The organism is Acetobacter pomorum, from assembly GCF_002738225.1.
Taxonomy (GTDB): domain Bacteria; phylum Pseudomonadota; class Alphaproteobacteria; order Acetobacterales; family Acetobacteraceae; genus Acetobacter; species Acetobacter pomorum.
Genome location: NZ_PEBQ01000083.1, coordinates 1 through 22,227, shown reverse-complemented (window position 1 = coordinate 22,227; position 22,227 = coordinate 1). Strand labels below are relative to the sequence as shown.

The window sequence follows — 22,227 nt, the reverse complement described above, 5'->3', positions numbered from 1 at the left end:
CCTTAGGTAAAAACCATATTGCGTATTTTACCCACCTGAAACGACATACAAACGGATATAGCTGTTCATCAATTGCTGTTCTATGTTCAAAAGTTCAATTTCAGCATCCAAACTGGTTAACTGGCTTATAAGAAATTCCGCCTTGGAGAGATCTCCTCGGCGGTAAGAGGCCCCTACCTTTTGTTCGTTATTTTGCGCATTTTGCGCAATCAATACTGCATTATCATACTGGTTGCGGGTCATATTATAATTGGCAAGAGCATCTTCTGCTTCTTTCCACGCATTAAGCACTGTTTGTTGATATGCCAAGCCAGCGCTTTTAAACTCGGATTGCCGCAATTCTACTTGCCGCGCTATTTTGCCCCCCTCAAAAATCGGTAATGTCAGTGTTGGTCCAAACTGGGTGTTGCGCGCGCCCCAGCCAAATTCTGTCAATGTTAACGCATCTATCGACAATTCACCGGAAAATGTGATGCGTGGATAAAAATCTGCCCGCGCAATACCTACCATTGCCGCTGCCGCATGTAATCTTTGTTCGGCTGCACGGATATCTGGCCTGACTTTAACTAATTCTGAAGGAATTTTTAAGGGTGGTGGTGTAATCTGACGATAATCAACAGGCAGAAATTTTTGATCATTTACAGATAATGCATCTGGACGATTATATACCAGCATGGAAAGTGTCCGGCGCACTTCCTGCGCTGCATTGTCAAGCTCCTGATACTTTATGAATACTTTATGGAATTGGCTGTTTTGTTCAAGAAGAACAGTTTGTGAAATGAAACCCCTTTGATATGAAGCATTATTTATATTTTCTATTTCTTTCAAAATATCTGTGGCCTTTTTTTCTGTCTCTGCCATGTGAGTAAGGTTGACCCACAGAAAATAAAGACGGCAGATTTCTGCCTCGAAAGAAAGTGAAAGCGCGTTCAGATCATTTTGAAAAGCCTGCTGGTTTGCCTTGGCTGCCTTACGCATCAGTTTATAGCGGCCCCATAGATCCAGCTCCCACGAGGCAAACATACCAGTATTGAAATTACTATAAGAAACCCCTTGAGGTTCCAGATATGCTCCTGCCTGGTCTAACCCTAAAAGAGGCCGCAAAACATCCCCTATTCCCGCTGTAGATGTATAATTTCTACTATATCCTGCAGAACCATTAATTTCCGGCATATTGGCTGCATACGCTATCTTCTTTTCAATGCGTGATGCGCGCAGTTTTTCATAGGCAATATTGATTTCAATATTTTCCTGAAGCCCGGTGGCAACAAGATTATCAAGTTGTGGCTGTTTGAAATTTTGCCACCAATCTTTTTGTGTTTTGCCATCAAACTGCAGTAACGATGTATTTTGCCATGTCTGTGGCAATGTTATTTTTGGAAGTGAGACTTTTGGTTGTAAAGAACATGCCTGCAAAAAGGTAACGGAAAATAAAATCAGATTTCTCTTTTTTTGTGTTTTGTCGAATATAGAAATCATTGAAAGACTGGACCTTTTTGTTTATCTGAAAATAAAACCAAGTAAAAAGCTGGCAATGAAAGAAGCGTAAGAAATGTTGCAACACTTAACCCTCCAATCATAACAATAGCCATTGGTCCCCAAAAAATATTAAATGCCAAAGGCACAAAAGCAAAAACAGATGCTAAAGCTGTTAATATAACAGGGCGTGCACGTAATATTGTTGCATTAATAACAGCCTCATTTAATGTTAAACCATTATTCTTGTTATGCTCTATTTCATCAACCAACAGTATGGTATTGCGCATAATCATCCCCGCCAAAGCAATAAGGCCCAACAAGGCAACAAAGCCAAAAGGGGCATTAAAGATAAGCAATGCCAATACAGCACCAATGAGCCCTAAAAAACTGGAGCCAAGAACCAACAAAACACGACTGAATTTTTGAAGTTGAAACATTAAAATAAGTAACATAATGCCCAATGTTAAAGGCAGTAATGCAAATATGGCATCATTTGCTGTTTGAGAAAGTTCCGCATCTCCTCCCACTTCCACTCTATATCCATAGGGAAGATGGTTTTTTATATTGCTTATATCCTGTTTTATGCGTTCTACAATTTCTAAAGGTTCAATACCTGGGGCAACATCTGATTGTACTGTTATGCAAGGTTGTCCATTTCTTCTCCATATTACAGGAAAAACCTGTTTGATCTCTAAGGAACCCAATTGGCCCAGATAAACATTTCCCATCTGGGTTTGTATTGGAAGAAGTGACCATAATTGCGGATCGCGACGAAAATTCTCTTGTGCACGTATCACCAGATTACGGTGACTATTTGTATTGAAAATTGCACCAACGACTTCGCCTGAAAGAAAAGCCTGTATCTGCTGTGCAATTTCAGTACGATTACTTCCAAAGTAAGCAATTTTTTCTGAATTCAGGTTAAATGATTCAGCAAGTGTACGATTGCCCCAATCAATTTGTACATCAGATGTTCCTGGTGTTTTTTTAAGAATATTTCTTATTTTGTGAGAAATATCTACAATTTCTTTTATATCAGGCCCAATAATGCGGTATTGCACAGGAAAATCAGCACTTGGCCCCAAAGATAATCTTTGTATATGAACACTTGCAGGAATATTATTTGAAAACGCTTTAATTTCTTTGAAAAGATCCTCTCGTGTATTTAAATCTTTGGCAACCAAAAGTAACGTTGCATGCGAAGAATTTGGAGTTGCAGGAATATACGGCAAATAAAATCTAGGTGCCCCATCTCCAATATGTGTTTCAAGATGAACAAGAGATGGTAAAGATGAAAGTTTTTTTTCAATATGTTTTACAACTTCATCTGTTTTTCTTAATGAACTTCCTGGTGGCAAGGAGATATCAAGAATAAGCTCTGGCCTATCTGATAATGGAAAAAACTGTTTATTGACAATAAATGTTCCAAAAATAGCCATAAAGAACAAAGAAATGGTTACAACACAAACTGTTTTCTTTTTACGAATAACACATTTCAAAGTATTCTGTAAAAATTTATTTTTCTTGGTTTCCTGGCACGATATATTTTTAGAAGATGGTAAAAACCATACACCAAGTAACGGTATAAAAACTACAGCTACAACCCAACTACAAAGTAATGCTGCGGCACTTACCCAGAAGATTTCTCCAGCATATTCACCTGTTGTCGATTTAGCGATCCCTACAGGTAAAAAACTTATTATTGTTATCAAAGTTCCCGTCAGCATGGGGAACGCAGTATGTGTCCATGCAAAGGATGCTGCATTTTCTCGAGATGCACCTTGAGATAATTGTACAATCATGGCCTCTATACTGATAATGGCATCATCAACTAAAAGACCAAGGGAAAGTATTAAAGCGCCAAGAGAAATACGCTCCAAGCCAATTCCTGATACCTTCATGTATAACGCAACAAAAGACAGCGTAAGTGGGACAGAAAATGCGACCACCATACCACTTCGAAAACCAAGCGTTCCAAATGCAACAACAAGCACCACTAGAAGTGCAAAAAAGAACTTTAATAAAAATGTATTTACAGATTCTTTTATAACTTTACTTTGGTCTTCAACCTGAACAAATTGTAAACCAACAGGTAATTCATGATTCAAATTTTCCATTTCTGCATGCAAGTTCTTCCCCAAAGTAAGGCCATCGCCATTTTTTGCCATTGCTACAGCTATAATCAGTGCTGATTTACCATGATATCTTACAATACTGGGTGGTGGCTCTGTATAGCCGGAACGAACGGTCGCTATATCTTTTACATGTAAATTACCAGATTTTGAGGGCAGAATAACTTGCTCTATTGATTCTTGATTATACACCTTGCCTGAAACATCAATCGGTATATCCATACCAAAATCCAGCATACCACCAGATGCAATACGGCTGTGTTGTTGCAGTGTTTCAGAAAACTGTGACAGGCTTATACCAGAACTTTTGAGTTTGATAGGATCTATATCTATATTAAACGTTTCTGGTATTTCACCAATAATTTGAACTTTTCCAACATCAGGAATACTTTGAAAAGATGTTTTTATTTTTTTTGCTATTGGATAAAGGTGAGATAAGTCAGATCCTGTTAATGCAAAGGTATAACCATAAACATCTGCAAAATCATCATTTACAGATAACATTCCCCCTGTTGGTAAGCTGGGAGATATATCAGAGACTTTATTACGAACCGTTTGCCATATTGCTGCAACCTGCTCTTTGGGAGCATTATCATTTAATGAAACCTGGGTAACACAAAAAGACTGGTTACAGTAAGTGGAAAGAGTATCTAAAAAATCTATACCACGTAATTCTTGCTCTAATGGATTTATTATTTGCTCCTGTAACATTTCAGGGCTGGCGCCGGCCCATTGGGCCGAAACTGTCATACTTTTTAATGTAAAATTAGGATCTTCTGCGCGCCCCAAATGTGCAAATTGCCACCCTCCAGCAACAAGGGAAAGAACCATTAAAAAACCAACAAGTTGGGGATGCTCTACGGCCCAGCGCGAAAGATTAAATTGTTTGGATATCATGAATGGTCATCCATCTGAACGATGTTCACGACATCTTCATGCTGAAGAAGATCAGGGCCACTAGAAACAATAAGTTGTCCATCTACCGGGCCTGTAACAATAGCATCATGCCCACTTTGATTTATAAATGTAACCTTTTGTTCCTCAATATGCTTTTTATCTTTGGTTATAACCCAAACATATGGCACATTTTCTTTGTAAAAAAGTGCCACAAGTGGCACACGAACAAAGTTTTCCACTTTGTTTGAAAGGAATTTTACTACAACAGTCTCATTAAATGCTAAAGGTAAAGATGTTTTTAATTTTACACGTACATGCCTTGTTTTTGTATCTTGATCTACATACGGGCTGATACGCACGACCTCCCCTTGTGTTATAAAAGGAGAACCATTTATTAGAGATCGAATTTCAGCATTTTCGCCAATATATACGGTATTTGTATCGTATAATTCTACATCAATTTCAGGATTGCCTGTAGCCATTATAACAATTTCATTATTTATATCTGTTAATGTCCCTTCTTGCGCAACAACTTTTATAATTTCTCCATTTTCCGGGGCGCGTATCATACTTTGCTGATCTTGGTTTTCGGCTAATCTTTCTGCATTTTTTGCATATTTTTCTTTAGCTCGCGCCATTAAAAGGGCAGTCTGCCTTTCTTTAATTGTGCTTGTAGATAACGCGCCTATCTCATCCAGACCGGCGCTTCGTTTCACGATATCTGAAAGTTGGCGTGTATTTACATGTGCAGTTTCAAATTCGTTCTGTGCCTGGTCCAGAAGAATTTTTGAATCTGTATTATTAAGAACAGCGAGTATATCATTTTTAATGACATTCTGCCCTTCTTTTGCAAATATATGTTTTATTTTCCCTGCTCGTAATGAACAGATGGATATCATATGCTGTGCTGTATAATGGCCAATATATTGTAATGAGATGCGATCAACCTGTGTAGCTTGAGTAACTTCAACTGGTTTCTGTTGTATATTTATTTTCTCAGAATGCTTTTTTTCGCAAGCACTTATTGATATCAGAGCAATAGAAAACATTGACATACAGAATATGTTTGTTTTTTTGATATGATAACACATAACATTCACATCTATCTGCTATATTTTTATATACTTCATGTATTTTGGATATTGCTGCCGTTTGACAATAAAATTCCGAGAAATATTAAAATAATTCCTATTATTTGGATAGAATCCAATGATTGATTAAAATAAAATCTGCTAATAAGACATGAAAAAACAATGCCCAATCCAGAAGAGACACTATAAACAACACTCATGGGAATAACTTTTAACGCAAGAGATAAAAAAAGAAACGACAAGACATACCCAATACTCATAATAAAAATTGGGAGAGGCCTCGTGAAATTATGGGTTTCTTTTAATGCTGCTGTACCTACCACCTCAGAAAGTACTGTACAGACTATGTACAAAAATCCTTTCATTTGTCATTCTTTGGTAGAATATGTAATTTTTTCAATGATATTATGAATATCTTCATAATTGATGCCATCAAGCTTCTCGGCTCCCAATATTTCCCATAATGACATTCCATCAGCAGCCAGACAGCATAAGATCATAATTGCAGAACTCTCCGCAAAAAGACCTGTAGATTTTATGGTTTGCCAATACATACGTGTCCATGTTTGAGATAACTCGTAATCTGAGAGCATCACGGACAAAAGTTGTCGTAAAATAATATAACTTTTATCCTGCGGGCTGGAGGTTGCTCCCCCTAAACCAATATAAGCACGGGCAGCACGTCCAGTTTTTACCGGGTCTTTTTCCATTGCAGCCAATATTTCATCTCGAAAAATATTGAGCTCACGATGAAACAATCCATCAAGAAGCTTTTCTTTGGAAGGAAAATGGTGAAGTAAGCCCCCTTTACTTACTCCTGCCTTTTGCGCCACGAGATTTAGGGTAAGTTTTTGCGCACTTTCATGAATCAATATTTCGGCAGCAGCATCCAAAAGGTTGCTTTTTACAAATTCCGGATTGTTGATGCGTGGTTTATGGTTTGTCATGATCCAAAACATACCGTCCGGACGGTTTATTGTAAAGTCGAAATTTGCCTCGGATAAAGAGCGCTTGAGTAAATTTTACGCTCCTTATCTACAGTGCATTTGCTAGGTTACAATTTTTTTGCTGGTGTTACATGAGAAGGCTGTGTGGATAGGCGTCCGGCTTTAATGGCGGCGCAAAAAGCTTTCCAATCAGCTTTCGTCTGATTGGCATATGCAACAGAAAAACTGGCAATGGCATCTGCAAAAGCACGACCCCCGCCCAGATATCCCGCCAACATTGCTACATCGCCAGAACGCGCATGAGCACGCGCAAGTGTGCGGCCACATAAAAGCGCATAATCTGGCAAGCCAATCTGCGCAAATTCGGCCCCAATGGCTGCTAGTCGTTGGTCTTTCAGGCGGCGCACATAAAATTGGCGTTGCCCCACGGGAAGATTTCCTGTTTCCCCATCAACCTCATCTGTGCCGCTACTATGCGTCCAACCCAAAAAGGTATCGGATGCTGTTTGCATAATGCGTTGCCCCACCACAACACGCTCACCCTGATTGTGGAAAGGAGAAGGTGCAAGATATGGAGCCATAACAGAAGTCTGGGCTTCCTTGATCTGAAGCAGCAAGACCTCATTATCTGGCGTGGAAAATAAACCAATAGCGCAAAATGTGCCAACACTGCCAACACCAACAACCTTGAAAATAACATCCTGCAACGTATAGCGCGCCAGCAGAATAGCCCGCTCAGGCGGCTGTGTTGCAACATAACGAGCAAAAGCAGCGCGGATTGTATTATCCTGTTCTGGCAGCCGCACAACCAGAGGAGGCTTTTCTGTTAGATGCGGTGTGCCACAATCTTCTGCAACAAGGCCAAAATGCCTGCGCGCGCTTTCCAATCGGGCTTCCAGCAGAGTTTGTACTTTTTTGCGGGCCTGTTTGTCCTTAAAACCAGCAATAGCTGTAGAAAGATCAATACGTTCCGCCCAAATTTCTATGGGGTTCATGGGGGCCAGACGCGCTATTTCCTGGACATAGGATAGCGCCATAGCGCGGGCCATGCAGCGTGATGTTGTCTCAGAAAGACCACTTTCACGGCCAGCCAGCACCAAAGATGTGCCTAACCGTTTGATATCCCATTCAAATGGTGCAGAAAGTGTTTCATCAAAATCATTGATATCAAAAACTGGCGTCCCTTCTGCGGAAGCGTAACTTCCAAAGTTCGCCAGATGGCAATCTCCGCAGCTTTGTACTTTTATGCCAGCAGAATGAGTTCCGGCCAAATCCGCGGCCATAACAGCTGCGGCTCCACGCAAAAAAGCAAAAGGCGATGCCGCCATGCGCGCATAACGAACTGGCAACAAAACACTGATGCGATGCGCGCCTTGTGCAACAAGAATAGAAACAGGATCCATTCTGTTTTTATGAGGATGCCACTCTGCCTGTTGCGTGCGCGGCGCACTCTTGCGCAGCTTCATGCCCTGTGCATGACGAAGATTACGTGGGAGAAGACTGGCAGCTTGCGCCGGAAGAATTGATATCATGGAACATTTTTAGACATAATGCGATGATTATGCCAACACCCCAAACACAAGTTCGTGTCTGCTGGGATTGATGCGTTTTTGATTATCAAAGCAACGCATCATATCTCCACGAGATCTAGAAAGATTGCCTACTTTTTAACCTAACAGCGCCAATTTCAGTGAAAGGCCGGGTTTAACAGATACGGAAAAATCCAAGTTGTGTTCAATTTCCAACAAATGTCGGGACATCAACCTTGCTGCTTCTGGCCATGCATGCGCTTCTATGGATTTTAAAAGCAGATCATGATCAGCTTTCAGGCAGCATGTTGTATTGTTTCGCTCGTAAATCGCAATAATAAGCGATGTTCTCAAAATCAGTTCAGATACAATGCCTGCAATAACAGCGTTGCCCAGCCCGCGCGCCAATTCCAGATGAAACTGACCAGACCAGCGGATCATTCTGGCGGCATCATGTGTTTTATGCGCCTGGCGCTCTTCTTTTAAAACTTGGCGCAAGGTTGCTAACCGTTCTTCTGTTAAAGGCTGGCAGGGGCGTTCCAGCACACCCACTTCAATCATGCGACGGGTGGCCAAAACATCTTTTGCTTCTTCCTGGTCTGGTGATGCCACAAACGCACCCCGCCCCGGTTGAATAACAACAATATGTTCCCGCGCAAGTGCGAGTAAAACGCGACGTATTCGGCCACGAGATGAAGAAAAAATCTCTACTAACTGTTCTTCAGGCAAGCGGCTGCCCGGGCCAAGCCTACGTTCCAGAATGGCGTCTCGTAACGATTGGGCAACCACACTTTCTTCCGGAACAAGCCCTTCCTCCTGCACATTCTCCCCTTCAATCACCACCGACAGCTTCTCCTTGCTCTTGCATCATTACCCGCAACCACACATCGCTTGCATTTCATGTTGTATTGTGAACAAATATTGTTAACATTATGTGGTCTTATTGATGCATATTCCTTTCCCCGCACGAAGCATCTCTCCTGCTTCGCCACACATGAGCAGTGACACACCCCATGCGGCACCTTCTTATTCTCAATCCAAATACAGACACAACCCTTACCCGGCAACTGGTCTCCCGCGCAGCGCCCCTCCTTCCGAGCGGTCATACCGTAGGGCATATAACAGCTACTTTTGGCGCACGATACATAGCCTGCAGTGCCTCACTTGTAATTGCAGCACATGCAACGCTTGATGCATTTGCGCGGTTTTGTGAAAAAAGCCCTTTTCTTGTTTCTCCCTCCACCACGGTTTTAATCGCCTGTTTTGGGGATCCTGGCCTTGCTGCCCTACAGGACATCACTCATTGCGCTGTAACGGGTATGGCACAGGCTTCTTTACAGGCTTGCCGACAAAAAGGCGGACGCACCGGCATTATTACCGGCGGAAGCGCTTGGCAGCCCTTGATTGAAAACCTGGTTTTGCTGGCAGGATTCAGTGCCGATATTGCGGGCATACGTACCATTTCGGTGAGTGGAGAGCATGCAAGCAAAAATCCGGCAGCCACGCATCAGGCGCTATTGGAAGCAGCACGCTCTTTGATTGTTCACAACCATGCAGACCGCATCCTTCTTGCAGGAGCAGGCCTTGCAGGCATGGATGCAGCTTTGGCCGCTACCCTGCCCGTGCCAGTACACTGCTCCTTTACAGAGAGCATCAAGCATATTGTGCAGGCGCAACCTGATTTTAGCTCCCATAAAGTTTCATCTGTGATGACCTCAGGCCTCTCCCAGCCCCTTACCGCCCTTCTCAAGCATCCGCGTTAAGTACTAATTGTTAACATTTTTTGTTGACACATACCTGTTATCAATTTCATTCTGATTTCGCAATATACCGGCAACGGAACGATTCCCGCCCCCATCCTTTCCCTCTGTGACCGAGGCCTTCAGCATGCGTCGTTTCCCAACCCAATACACGACAGTCCGCGCCACACTTCTTAGCAGCGTTGTTCTTACCGGGGCGGCGGACATCATGGCATTATTTATGTCTCCTTCTTCTCTGGCAGCCACCCCCCACAACACACACACATCCAACCCAACCCATTCTGCATCCAGCACGCATTCTTCAGGCGTACGAGGCGGAAAACCAAAGGCCGTTGTTAACACTTCGACTGAAGAAATTAATGTGCGTTCTTCCGTTACACCTTCGGGCGTTACACGCCGTGCAGCAGGGGGTGGCCTTATTCGGATACAGGATGCCCCAAAAGCCCGCAGTACGGTTTCGCAGGATTACATTGCCAAACAGGCTCCGGCACAAAATGCTTACAATCTTGCTAAAATGATGCCCGGCGTTGTGGTGGCAAATACTGACCCCGCAGGGCATGAAAAATCTGCTCTTTCCATGCGTGGGCTAACGCAGGATGAAATTGCCAATACTTATAATGGTATGCCGCTTTCCAGCGTTGGGGGCTACAACCTAGACCTTGCATGGATTGTGGATAGTGAAAATATTGGCACAATTTCAGCCCAGCCCGGCTCATCCAATCTGGATACAGCCGCCATCAACGGGTCTGGGGGTATGTTCACGCTTACCACGCGCGATCCAGCCAAGAAATTTGGGGGGCTTGTCGATTTTGGCGCTGGCACGCGTGACTATACACGCCAATTTGTGCGTATAGATACGGGAGAATGGGGGCATTCAGGTATTCGCTCATTCATTTCAGCCTCCAACCAGCATGATTCCTTCTACCGCGGCCCCGGGGAAGAAAGTTTTCAACATCTGGATTTCAATATTCTGAAAGAATGGGATCGCGATAATAGAATTTCTCTGATTGGCGGCTTTATGCGTGGTCTTGCGGGGAATGAACCCTATTGGAGCACCACAATGGATAACTGGCATAAATCCGGGTGGTCCAACCAGTTGGCGCGTTATTATGACCCGCAAACACAAAATACAGATTACTGGAAGCAAAATTGGCTTCATTCCCGTACATATAACATTCTTGCGCCTTCTAAATTCCGGTTCGGCAAGGTACGTTTTGAAGTTACACCTTATACAGCCTACAACTATAAAGTTTATGGAGCTGGAACAGATCTGGGAAATACCGTTTATTACGGCAACCAGCAAATTACAGCCATGGTTATTCCTGGCCAGCTTCCCGGAACCAATTCTGGCAATGCGGAATCTTATTCCAGCCTGAATGAAATGCGTGGTGGTGTGGTTACCAAAGCAACACTCGATCTTGGTGCCAATCACCCCTATTTTGGCTATTGGTTTGATTACGACAATTCAACTGATCTGACAGGTTATACCGGTGTTAATCGGGATGGCTCTCCGGCCACTCCATGGGGCTGGTCCAGCAAAAGCCTGAAAATGCCCAACGGTCAGAATTATTATACAGCTAACTATAGCGATATTACCACAACACACGCATTGTTTGCAGGTGATACCCTTAAACTGTTCCATGACAAGCTGGTGGTTGATGGGGGAATGCGTGTTACAATGATCAACCGTAACGCCACACAACGCCTCCCCGGCCTGCCCTACAAGATGGGCTTGAATGAACTGCAACTCTTGCCACAGCTTGGCGGGCATTATCAGGTAAACCGAAACTGGCAGGTTTTTGCCGGGGTTGCGACAGGTGCCAAGGCACCACCAGATAGTTATTTGCTCACAACCCTAAACCCCAATACCGGGGCTTATGCCTCCAAGGGGAGTAATTCCGTCAAGGAAGAATATTCAATCTCGGAAGAAGCTGGCGTCCGTTATAATGATGATCTTTTTGTCGGCTCACTCACCTATTTCCACTACAATTTCACAAACCGACAAATCTCGACATACGGTTATCTCGGCAACCAGCAAATTGCTGAAAACATTAATGGCGGTGGCCAAACCAGCGATGGTGTGGATGTTGAACTGGGCACGCGCCCAATTTATCACTTCCGCCCATATATTTCTGCGCAGTATCTCCATTCTGTTATCAACAACAATATTCGTGTTGGAGATGATTATCTGCCTACAAAAGGAAAGACGTCCACCAATGCACCCAAATGGACAACCTCTTTGGGTATTGATTGGGATAATGGAACATTTTTCTGGAACTTTAATCTGACATATTTCTCACGTCAGTATTCTACTTTCATGAACGATGAATATCTGCCTAAACTGGTCACTGAAAACCTGACACTTGGTGCACGCCTTAATCGCGATACATGGCTTGGCCGCCAGCTTTCCTTTATGAAATCTCCTGAAATTATGCTCTGGGTTAATAATCTGGCCAACGTTAAAGCATATTCTGCCATCAATAGCGTCAAGCTGAATGCCCATACAACACGCGGTATCTATGGCACGGAAATTAATGGATCTGCACCAACCTATAACACTCTCAGCCATTTTTACGCTATCGTAACATTCCGTACAGGATTCTAATGCAAGATGAATACGGAGGCTTCTGGCCTCTGTATTCATCCATGCCTGCACAACCTGTTTCCACGGTAAGGAATACCGCTTGATGCCAGAGGCTCCCCTCCGCGATCTTTCCCTTATCCCGCCCAAAGCAGATCCTAGCCTTTCCAACAGTGCGCTTTTACCAACCCAGGAACGAACGTGGTCCTGGTTTGATTATTTATCATTCTGGATGTCCGATGTGCATAGCGTGGGCACATACGTCACGCTTGGCAATCTCTTTGCCGGAGATCTACCGGGAGGAGCTGTGGTAATTGGCCTGCTACTTGGCATTTTTATTGTGCAGGGATTTTGTAACCTGATTGCCCTACCCAGCCAGCAAACGGGTACCCCCTTCCCTGTTGTCTGCCGGGCCTCCTTTGGCATTAAAGGAGCTTTGATACCGGCTTTTGTAAGGGGTATTATTGCCGTATGCTGGTACGGTATCCAGACATGGCTGGCCTCAAACGCTCTCCTTGTTCTTTTATTGAAATGCGCGCCAGCCCTTACACCATGGGCAGATCTTTCTCATCATGGTTTCTGTGGGCTTTCTCCCCTGGGATGGCTTTGTTTCCTTTCCTTGTGGCTTGTTCAGGCTGCCATCTTCTGGCGTGGTCTGGAAAGTATTCGGCATTTTACAGAATGGGCTGGGCCTCTCATTTATGTTGTCATGCTGGCACTGGACTTTTATCTGTTGTACCGTGTCGGGCTTTCAGCTGGTATGCAGGCCATTGCCAAAAGCTTGGTGGAAACGGGGCAAACCCTTTCATCTCACGGTTTTCTTGCCTCCATCCTGATGACGATTACACTGACAGTATCGTATTTTTCTGCACCAATGCTGAACTTTGGTGATTTTGCACGCTATGCCAAAACACCAGAGGTTTTTAGGCGTGGCAATTTTTGGGGATTACCTGCCAATTTTCTGACATTTACGGCTCTTACCTTCACAACTATCGCCCTAACATTTCCTGCTTTTGGAATACGGTTATCAGACCCCGTGGAGACTGTTGCCAGAACAGACAACCCCACGGTTATCATCATCGGTATTCTTACTTTTATGCTGTCTACGGCGGGTATTAATGTTGTTGTTAATTTTGTATCTGCATCATTCGATTTTTCAAACCTTGCCCCAGAAAAAATAAGCTGGCGTGCCGCAGGGTTTGGCGCGGCTTTGCTCTCTGTGCTCATTACACCGTGGAATCTGTATAACAGTCCGGCTGCCATGCATTTTACACTGGATTTTCTGGCAAGTTTGATCGGCCCATTTTATGGTATTCTTATTGCCGATTTCTTCTTTGTGCGTCAGCGCCACATTTCTGTGCCAGACCTTTATTCCCTTTCTCCGCAAGGACGTTACTGGTACACAAATGGTATTAACCACCGTGCTGTTTTTACATTGGGTGTTTCAACCATTCTGGCCAATGCGGGTGTCCTCTTTCCGGAACTTGCAGAGTTTTCTGGGCTTTCATGGTTTATTGGCTGTTTTTCTGCCCTTTTACTTTATCCAATGCTGAACAGAAAAAATATTGTTTCGGTATCAACCGAGCAGTTCCGCTAATATGCACGCAATAGGAACTTCAATCGCGTTCCTATTGCGTCTGCCTTGTTAGTTGGCAATCCGAATTGGCGGTGCCGAGGCAATGCTTTCCACTACTCTGACGGGAATAGACTTTGCTGCTGGCGTACCGCTAATTTCATCAAAATAATCAAGTGGCAATAACGGGTTCAGTTCTGGGTAATATCCGGCAATGGCGCCGCGTGGCATTGGATAATCAAGCACATTCAGGCCATCCACATATCGTCTGATGCCATCATCACTGTAGGTTTCCAAACCAATAACATCACCATTTGCCAAACCTCGCTCAGCCATATCCTCCTTGTTCATAAATACAACAAGACGTGTATTATATACCCCACGGTAACGGTCATTATTACTGTAAATGGTTGTATTATACTGATCATGAGAACGAATGGTTGCCAGACGTAGCATGGCAGTATCTTTGACTGGTGCATCTACATCCAAGCCAGGCAGAACCAGAAAATTTGCCTTGCCATTCGGTGTTTTCCATACACGACGACGCGGCGGAATATCGAGGTGGAAACCATGCGGGTTTTTAATTTTTTCTGAAAAATCTGTGTAAATTTCCGGATATACCTCGGCAATTTTATCGCGGATCAAAGTATAATCAACCATATATTGTGCCCACGGCGTGCGTGAGTCAGGGAGTGTTGCCATAGCCATACGGCACACAATTTCTGTTTCAGGCAATACATGTTCGCTTACAGGTTCAAATACCCCACGTGATGCTGTAACATTTGCCATGGCATCTTCTATGGTTACAAACTGCTCTCCGGCTTCCGTGCGGATAATTTCCGAACGAGCCACAACAGGCAGGATCAAGGCATCCTTGCCGTGCACCAAATGCCCTCGGTTCAGCTTGGTAGCCACACCAACTGTCAGGTTAAGGTTGCGCATGGCAGCATAAGAACGATCCGTATCTGGCACGGCCCGAATAAAATTGCCGCCCATGCCGAAAAAGACCTTGGCTGTACCTGCCTCCATGGCTGCTATGGCTTCCAGAACATGGTGCCCATGACCGCGCGGGGGTTCAAACCCAAAAGCATCCCGCACACGGTCCAGATAGATATCGGTTGGTTTTTCATCAATACCAACCGTACGATCACCCTGCACATTGGAATGACCACGAATTGGCGCAATACCTGCCCCCGGCTTGCCAAAATTACCACGCAGCAGAAGCAGGTTTGCAACCTGTTGTAACAGGCGTGATCCTTCCTGATGCTGCGTTAGACCCATACCATAGCAAATAATTGTTGCATTGGATTTCATGTAGATACTGGCAATTCTGCGGATCTGGTCTTCAGATATGCCGGATATGCGCGTAATATCTTCCCACTCATAACGCATGATATCCGCCCGCAGGGCGTCCAGCCCAGATGTATGCTCATGAATGAAGTCTGTATCCAGTACGTTTTCACCACGATCCTGCGCTTCAAAAAGCACTTTCATCATGCCTTTAAAAACGGCCAGGTCTCCACCAATGCGCACATGAACGAACTCACTGGAAATGGGGGTTGATCCAAATGTGCCCATTTGCAGCACATCCTGTGGTTCCGTAAAGCGGATCAGCGCACGCTCTGGCATTGGATTTATAAGAACAATCGGCACCCCACGTTTGCGGGCCTCTACCAGATTTGTCATCATACGTGGGGAGTTTGTGCCAGTATTCTGCCCTACCACAAAAATTGCTTCGGCATGCTCAAAATCACTCATGACAATTGTGCCCTTGCCAATACCTATGGAAGGCGGCAAGCCACGGCTAGTTGGTTCGTGGCACATGTTTGAGCAATCGGGAAAATTATTGGTGCCAAATTCCCGCACAAATATTGCGTAAAGAAAGGCTGTCTCATTTGCTGTGCGGCCAGATGTATAGAACTCGGCCTGATGTGGGCTTTCAAGCGCGCGCAAATGCTGGCCAATCAAGGCAAACGCATCATCCCATACCACAGGTACATAGCGATCACTCTGGGCATCATAACGCATGGGCTCCGTTAAGCGCCCCTGCATTTCCAGCCAGTAATCACTTTTTTGCATTAACTCCGTAACGGTATATTTCTCAAAAAATTCCCGCGTGATACGGGCCTTTGTGGCTTCATGCGCTAGAGCTTTGGCACCATTTTCGCAAAACTCCAATGTTTTACGGTGGTCAGGGTCAGGAAACGCACAGCTAGGGCATTTAAAACCACCTGGCTGGTTCATGGATAAAAGACCGCGTGACCCCTTAACCAGAACGCTTTGCTCCATCAGCACTTTGGCTGTGGCTCCTGCGGCACCCCACCCGCCTGCAGGATGATGATATGGTTTGTATTCAGGTTCTTTTTCTTTGCTCATCAAATCATCCTCCAGCCAATATTCAATGGGGTCCGCGTGCAGACAAGCCAATGGTAACACCTACATCCTGCAACAACCCAGCATGTTGGTGCAGAAGGCCAAATTCCCTCATGGCAGGTACAAAATTTTCGTTCTCATGTTTTGAGCGCGCCAACTTTACCAAGGCAAATCTTTGGAGCGGATCCAGCGTCGCCCATTGCGCGGGTGTAGGCGGTGCTATGCCATCAGCCTGTGCCTGCACCCTTACAGCTTCTGGCATCTGGTCCTTTTCGCGCCATGCCTCCAGTCCCTGCGTTGCAAGGGGGCGCAAGGGTTCATCACTGCGGGTTGCGATAAAATGTGCCACCACTTCATGATAGAGAATCTGCTCCCGTACGGTCTCACAAGGTAGATCCACCAGTTTGCTTCTCTCCTCATGCGTAAATCGGCTCCATTGGCGCAAGCTCAGCTTGATGCCAACAATATCGAGTTTCTGCCGTGCAACCATTGGAATGCAGCGTAACGAACCAGCAAAGTCACGTTCAAAGTCAAAAAGCATTGGATAAACTCCAGAACTGGAGGAAAATACCTAGGCAAACACGCCCAGACGTTTCACTTGGGAATGATCAGATGAAGCAATGATGCTGCTCCGAAAAAGACAGCCGTGCTGAGCGACCAGATGGCTACAAACCATGCAATCCGGACACCAAGAGAACGCGGTGCATGTTCACCATTTTCGTGAACAACATTAGTGATAGCCATCGGTTTCCGTCACCTTTCCACGAAAGACGTGATAGGAATAAATTGTGTAAGTCAGGATAATTGGCAGCAGAATGGCGGTGCCAATCAGCTGGAAAAACTGGCTGGATGGTGGTGAAGACACATCCCACAACGTCAAACCGGGTGGCACAGCATAAGGCCACATCGTAATTCCCAAGCCGGACAGACACAGAAAAAACCAGCCCAAGGCACATAAAAATGGCCCTTTTGAATGTCCCCGGCGCAGCCCCATAATGAACAGAAGGCCAAGAACACCCACCAGAACAGGCACTGGCGCAACAAACAGAAAGTTCGGCCAATCTGTCCAACGCCGCAGGTATGGCGCATGCAGCAAAGGTGTCCACAGGCTAACCGCAACAATGGCAAGAAACATTCCCGCTGCAAGCCGGCTTGCCCAACGGCGGCATGAGGCTTCCAATACGCCAGTAGTACGCCAGATCAGCCAAGTTGCCCCAAGCAGGGCATAACCGCACATAACGGCCAGGCCGCAGACAATGCTGAACGGTGTCAGCCAATCCAGCGCGCCACCAGCAAAGGCTCCATCCACAACCTTAACGCCCTGCACTACGCCACCCAGAATTGCACCTTGGCAGAACGCAGCAATGCCCGAACCCAGCATAAAACCAGTATTCCAGAGCCCTTCCCGCGCTGTACCGCGTGTCATGACACGAAATTCAAATGCAACACCGCGAAAAATCAGCGCCAGAAGCATAAGAATAATGGGAAGATAGAAAGCCGGTAGCAATGTGGCGTAAGCACCGGGGAAAACACCGTAAAGTACGGCTCCCCCCAGCACCATCCATGTCTCGTTGCCATCCCATACCGGGGCAACGGTGTTTACCATTACATCTCGCCGGTCCGGGTGACGCTCAAGCGCAAAAAGCATGCCAATGCCAAGGTCAAACCCATCCAGAACAACATATATCGAAATGGCGGCTATCAGAATAACGGCCCACACAATAGGGAGCCAATAGGCGAAGTCCATCATGCTTCAGGCTCCTTTGCCAGAAGAGGAATCAATCACGTTTGGATGCGTGTGGGTTGCCAAAATTTTCGGGGCGTCTGCTGGGATAGCATTGTGCTCCCCTTCCTGCGGTGCGCGGCCCAATAGCCGCACCAGAATGCCCATGCCAGACCCAAACACGAGCACATAAACCGCCACAAATGCCGTCATCGATACAGCCATGCTGGACAAGGCAACCGGGGATACACTGTCTGATGTTCTGAGCAGACCATAGACTGTCCAAGGCTGACGCCCAACTTCCGTGGTAATCCACCCGCACAGCAGCGCTATAAACCCAGCTGGCGCCATACACAGTGCCACACGATGAAAGACCGGATTGGTAAACAACGTGCTATTGCGCCGTAACCACAAAGACCAGAATCCGACCAGCGCCATAAGCACACCCAGCGCAACCATGATGCGGAAGGAAAAGAAAATAACAGGTGATGGAGGCCGCTGATCCCGCGGAAAATCCTTCATGCCCGGCACTTTTCCATCCAGACTATGCGTGAGGATTAAAGAACCAACCAACGGCACCTTAACGGCGTAATCTGTGTGCTCGGTTTTCATGTTGGGAATACCGAACAGCAGTTCAGGCGCACGGCCTTCTGAATCCCAGTCCCCTTCCATCGCAGCAATTTTTGCGGGCTGATACTTCAATGTATTCAGACCATGCGCATCCCCTGCCAAAATCTGGATAGGAGCAATAATGGCTGCCATCCACATGGCCATGGAAAACATGACTCTCACTGGCTCGGTGGAAATTTTTCCTTCCTTGCGCGCCTTCAGCATATGCCACGCCCCTGTTGCGCCAACGATAAAAGCAACAGACAGAAAAGCCGCCAGCCCCATATGCACTAACCGGAAGGGAAAGGAGGGATTAAAGATAATGGCTAACCAATCTGCTGGCAGAAAACGCCCTGTAGCTGGGTCAATCGTATAGCCGCGTGGGGTTTGCATCCATGAATTGGAAGACAAAATCCACGTCATGGAAATCAGGGTGCCAACGGATACACAGCAGGTTGCGGCAAAATGCAGTTTACGCCCTACCTTGTTCATGCCGAAAAGCATGATGCCCAAAAAACCCGCTTCCATAAAAAAAGCGGTCATGACTTCATAAGAAAGAAGCACACCCGTAATTGGCCCAGCTTTTTTGGAAAAGATTGACCAGTTTGTGCCGAATTCGTACGACATAACCAGCCCTGACACCACGCCCATGCCAAACACAATAGAAAAAATCTTGATCCAATATCGGTAAAGATCAAGAAAAACGGGCCGCCCGGTTTTAAGCCACAATCCTTCTAAAACTGCCAGATAAGCAGCCAGTCCGATTGAAAAAGCCGGGAAAATAATATGAACGCCTACGGTAAAGGCAAATTGAAAACGCGCTAAAAGAAGCGCAGGATCATGTGCGTACTGCATCGATACTTTCCAAAACTTATAACAAGAAGAATAAAATTTGGATAACTTCTTGCCATAGTGGTTCCGTAGCAATGTAGCGGTTTGGAAAACAAATACATGCTGCGGTATTCTCGATAACCGAAATAACGCAATAATACATAGAGCGTCCAAGACAGTTTATGTATCTAATGATAAACAGCGCTTATAATAAAAATATATTTAAATATAACTGTATATTGTGGAATATAGATGATCTTGTATTATTAATATACAAGAAATATATTATTTCCTTGTTTTTATTTTATTCTTTCCCCGCAACCATGCATAAACAACATCATTATCGTGATGTGCATCTTACACTTGTGACAACACGAGTAAGATCTTTATATGGATACCGTATTATTCGTGCAGTCCAGGTGCTTCTCGACCAGTCCGGGCAACATACTCTGTATATCCACCATCGTAGCGATGAAGCCCTTGTGGTGTAAGTTCCAGAACGCGATTAGAAAGCGCAGCCAGAAAATGACGATCATGGGAGACAAAAAGCATTGTCCCCTCATAGTCAGCCAAAGCGGTAATCAGCATTTCCTTGGTCGCTATATCAAGGTGGTTGGTGGGTTCATCCAGCACCAGAAAATTTGGTGGGTCATACAACATCAATGCCAGAACCAACCGCGCCTTTTCACCGCCAGAAAGAACGCGGCACACTTTGTCTATATCATCACCAGAAAAACCGAAGCTACCTGCCAGTGAACGCAATGAACCTTGCGCTGCAAGCGGAAAGGTATCATTCAGGGTTTCAAAAATGGTGCGGTCGCCATCCAAAAGATCCATGGCGTGTTGCGCAAAATACCCCATCTTGACGCTTCCGCCCAAAGTAACCATACCGGCATCAGGTTCTGTACTGCCTGTAACAAGTTTTAACAGGGTTGATTTACCTGCCCCATTAATGCCCAACACACAGCAACGTTCCTGGCGACGAATTAATAAATCAAGATCTTTGTAAATAACACGGCTACCATATGCTTTATCTACACCACGTAAGCTGACAACCGCATCTCCCGAACGCGGAGCTGGAGGGAATGTAAAGGTCAGCGTTTGGCGGCGCTTGGGTGGTTCAACCCGGTCAATTTTATCCAGTTTCTTAACCCGGCTTTGCACTTGTGCAGCATGGGAAGCCCGCGCCTTAAAGCGTTCGATAAAAGCAACCTCCTTGGCCAGCATAGCCTGCTGACGCTCAAATTGAGCTTGCTGTTGCTTTTCACTCAGGGCGCGCTGTTGCTCATAAAATTCGTAATCTCCTGAAAAGCTGGAAAGAACCCCACCATCAATTTCAATCACCTTATTGATAATCCGGTTCATAAAAGCACGATCATGCGAGGTCATGAGCAACGCGCCATCATAACCAGCCAGAAATTGCTCCAGCCAGATCAAGCTTTCCAAATCAAGATGGTTGCTTGGCTCATCCAGCAGCATGACATCTGGTTTCATCAACAAAATACGTGCAAGCGCCACACGCATTTTCCAGCCACCAGACAGACGACCTACATCGCCATCCATCATTTCCTGGCTAAAGCCTAATCCGTGCAAAACCTCACGTGCACGTCCGTCCAGCGCATACCCACCCAGTTCTTCAAAACGAGCCTGAACCTCGCCAAACCGTTCAAGAATGGTATCCAGTTCATCCAAACGCTCTGGGTCCGCCATAGCGGCTTCCAGTTCCGCCAGCTCGGCTCCCACCTCGGCAATGGGTCCGGCACCGTTCATGACCTCGGCAACCGCACTGCGCCCTGCCATTTCCCCTACATCTTGATTGAAAAAGCCAATAGTAATGCCACGATCAATCAGAACATGCCCTTCATCAGGCTCTTCCTCTCCTGTAATGAGCCGAAACAGCGTTGTCTTTCCTGCGCCATTTGGCCCGACAAGCCCAATTTTCTCACCCTTTTGAAGTGATGCTGACGCATCGATAAAAATGACGCGATGACCATTATGCTTGCTAATCGTATCAAGACGGATCATGGAGCCTCAGACAACAAAAGGGGATGAGCAAAATCGGAAAGCCCTTATTGCGTAACCTTTGCCTAGCGTAAATAGCTGAAATGTATGAATGTTCACCAATTACGCTCTCGTTTGCCTAATCGACGAAAGCAGAAATATTCACAGATTGACTATAAATGACGTTATGCGCCGATGTTCAGGCAATGTATTTTTCAACTCTATAAACGTAGAACTACTTTATAAAACGATTTTAAAAACTCTTTTAATAATTTGCTATATTTGCGAATCGAAATACGATTCTCACGTAACATACAAGTATAAAAATTAACATATTTGTGATTAATTCTAACGTTAATACACACTGTTTTGAATTTAATTTTCATTACATATTATAAAAAAGTAAAAGTTATGACATAAACGATAATATTTTTTACTTTTCTTTGTTATTACATTGACATTCCCCCAAAACATAACGCACTGACTCAGCATCAGGGTTAATACCGAATGATCTGAAACCTCGTGATGTTATCGCGTTGTTTACGCTACGCCCGGAAGCCTGATGAAAAATGAAAATAATCAAACCCCAGGCATAACCGGGGTCATGTTGCTGTACTTTTGAACGGAGAATTTCGACGCGGAAATCTCACAGAAGGGTTGTACATCGGGTTAGATTATGAAAAAGTCTGTTTTGCACAAAA

At 45.2% G+C, this 22,227-nt stretch carries 16 protein-coding genes; 3 read left to right on the top strand and 13 right to left on the bottom strand.

Annotated features, from left to right (window positions below; translation table 11 throughout):
* Positions 1-27: 27 nt before the first annotated feature.
* From CSR02_RS05280 to CSR02_RS05250, 7 genes are all read right to left on the bottom strand, one after another.
* Positions 28-1,479 carry an efflux transporter outer membrane subunit gene (locus CSR02_RS05280; protein ID WP_244176795.1) on the bottom strand — a complete coding sequence of 484 codons (1,452 nt, stop codon included), beginning with the start codon at positions 1,477-1,479 and terminating at the stop codon, positions 28-30.
* Complete coding sequence (locus CSR02_RS05275) at positions 1,476-4,508, bottom strand: efflux RND transporter permease subunit (RefSeq protein ID WP_099540823.1); 3,033 nt, start codon at positions 4,506-4,508, stop codon at positions 1,476-1,478. The genes CSR02_RS05280 and CSR02_RS05275 overlap by 4 nt, the downstream gene beginning before the upstream one ends.
* A complete protein-coding gene (locus tag CSR02_RS05270; protein ID WP_244176793.1) occupies positions 4,505-5,563 on the bottom strand; it encodes an efflux RND transporter periplasmic adaptor subunit in 1,059 nt (352 codons plus the stop codon). Before CSR02_RS05270 ends, CSR02_RS05275 begins: the two co-directional genes overlap by 4 nt.
* A 71-nt stretch (positions 5,564-5,634) precedes the next feature.
* A complete protein-coding gene (locus CSR02_RS05265) occupies positions 5,635-5,964 on the bottom strand; it encodes a DMT family transporter (protein WP_099540821.1) in 330 nt (109 codons plus the stop codon).
* A gap of 3 nt (positions 5,965-5,967) precedes the next feature.
* Entirely contained in the window at positions 5,968-6,546 is a 579-nt protein-coding gene (locus CSR02_RS05260; protein WP_099540842.1) for a TetR/AcrR family transcriptional regulator, read from the bottom strand.
* Between the two features lie 107 nt (positions 6,547-6,653).
* Positions 6,654-8,078 carry a DUF2252 domain-containing protein gene (locus tag CSR02_RS05255; protein WP_099540820.1) on the bottom strand — a complete coding sequence of 475 codons (1,425 nt, stop codon included), beginning with the start codon at positions 8,076-8,078 and terminating at the stop codon, positions 6,654-6,656.
* 135 nt (positions 8,079-8,213) lie between these two features.
* Positions 8,214-8,918, bottom strand: coding sequence for a GntR family transcriptional regulator (locus CSR02_RS05250; RefSeq protein ID WP_099540819.1), 705 nt, complete (start codon positions 8,916-8,918; stop codon positions 8,214-8,216).
* A 170-nt stretch (positions 8,919-9,088) separates the two neighbouring features.
* On the opposite strand from CSR02_RS05250, the gene CSR02_RS05245 reads away from it, so the two are divergent.
* The 3 genes from CSR02_RS05245 to CSR02_RS05235 all read left to right on the top strand — a co-directional run bounded on the left by CSR02_RS05245 (position 9,089) and on the right by CSR02_RS05235 (position 14,013).
* Complete coding sequence (locus CSR02_RS05245) at positions 9,089-9,838, top strand: aspartate/glutamate racemase family protein (protein ID WP_099540818.1); 750 nt, start codon at positions 9,089-9,091, stop codon at positions 9,836-9,838.
* 124 nt (positions 9,839-9,962) lie between these two features.
* Positions 9,963-12,440 (top strand): TonB-dependent receptor, encoded by a 2,478-nt coding sequence (locus tag CSR02_RS05240; protein WP_099540817.1) that lies wholly within the window; start codon positions 9,963-9,965, stop codon positions 12,438-12,440.
* Positions 12,441-12,522: 82 nt separating this feature from the next.
* Positions 12,523-14,013 (top strand): NCS1 family nucleobase:cation symporter-1, encoded by a 1,491-nt coding sequence (locus tag CSR02_RS05235; RefSeq protein ID WP_099540816.1) that lies wholly within the window; start codon positions 12,523-12,525, stop codon positions 14,011-14,013.
* Positions 14,014-14,061: 48 nt separating this feature from the next.
* Here the strand turns inward: CSR02_RS05235 and CSR02_RS05230 are convergent, their stop codons facing one another.
* From CSR02_RS05230 to CSR02_RS05205, 6 genes are all read right to left on the bottom strand, one after another.
* Entirely contained in the window at positions 14,062-16,365 is a 2,304-nt protein-coding gene (locus tag CSR02_RS05230; RefSeq protein WP_099540841.1) for an FdhF/YdeP family oxidoreductase, read from the bottom strand.
* A gap of 22 nt (positions 16,366-16,387) precedes the next feature.
* Positions 16,388-16,903 (bottom strand): nitrate reductase associated protein, encoded by a 516-nt coding sequence (locus tag CSR02_RS05225; protein WP_099540815.1) that lies wholly within the window; start codon positions 16,901-16,903, stop codon positions 16,388-16,390.
* Between the two features lie 53 nt (positions 16,904-16,956).
* A complete protein-coding gene (locus tag CSR02_RS05220; RefSeq protein WP_099540814.1) occupies positions 16,957-17,106 on the bottom strand; it encodes a DUF2474 domain-containing protein in 150 nt (49 codons plus the stop codon).
* Positions 17,093-18,112: a cytochrome d ubiquinol oxidase subunit II gene (cydB, locus tag CSR02_RS05215; protein ID WP_099540813.1), complete on the bottom strand. Its 1,020-nt coding sequence runs from the start codon at positions 18,110-18,112 to the stop codon at positions 17,093-17,095. The genes CSR02_RS05220 and cydB overlap by 14 nt, the downstream gene beginning before the upstream one ends.
* A 3-nt stretch (positions 18,113-18,115) precedes the next feature.
* A complete protein-coding gene (locus CSR02_RS05210; protein ID WP_099540812.1) occupies positions 18,116-19,549 on the bottom strand; it encodes a cytochrome ubiquinol oxidase subunit I in 1,434 nt (477 codons plus the stop codon).
* Positions 19,550-19,927: 378 nt separating this feature from the next.
* Positions 19,928-21,550, bottom strand: a complete 1,623-nt coding sequence (locus tag CSR02_RS05205) for an ABC-F family ATP-binding cassette domain-containing protein (protein ID WP_099540811.1) — start codon at positions 21,548-21,550, stop codon at positions 19,928-19,930.
* Positions 21,551-22,227: the final 677 nt, after the last annotated feature.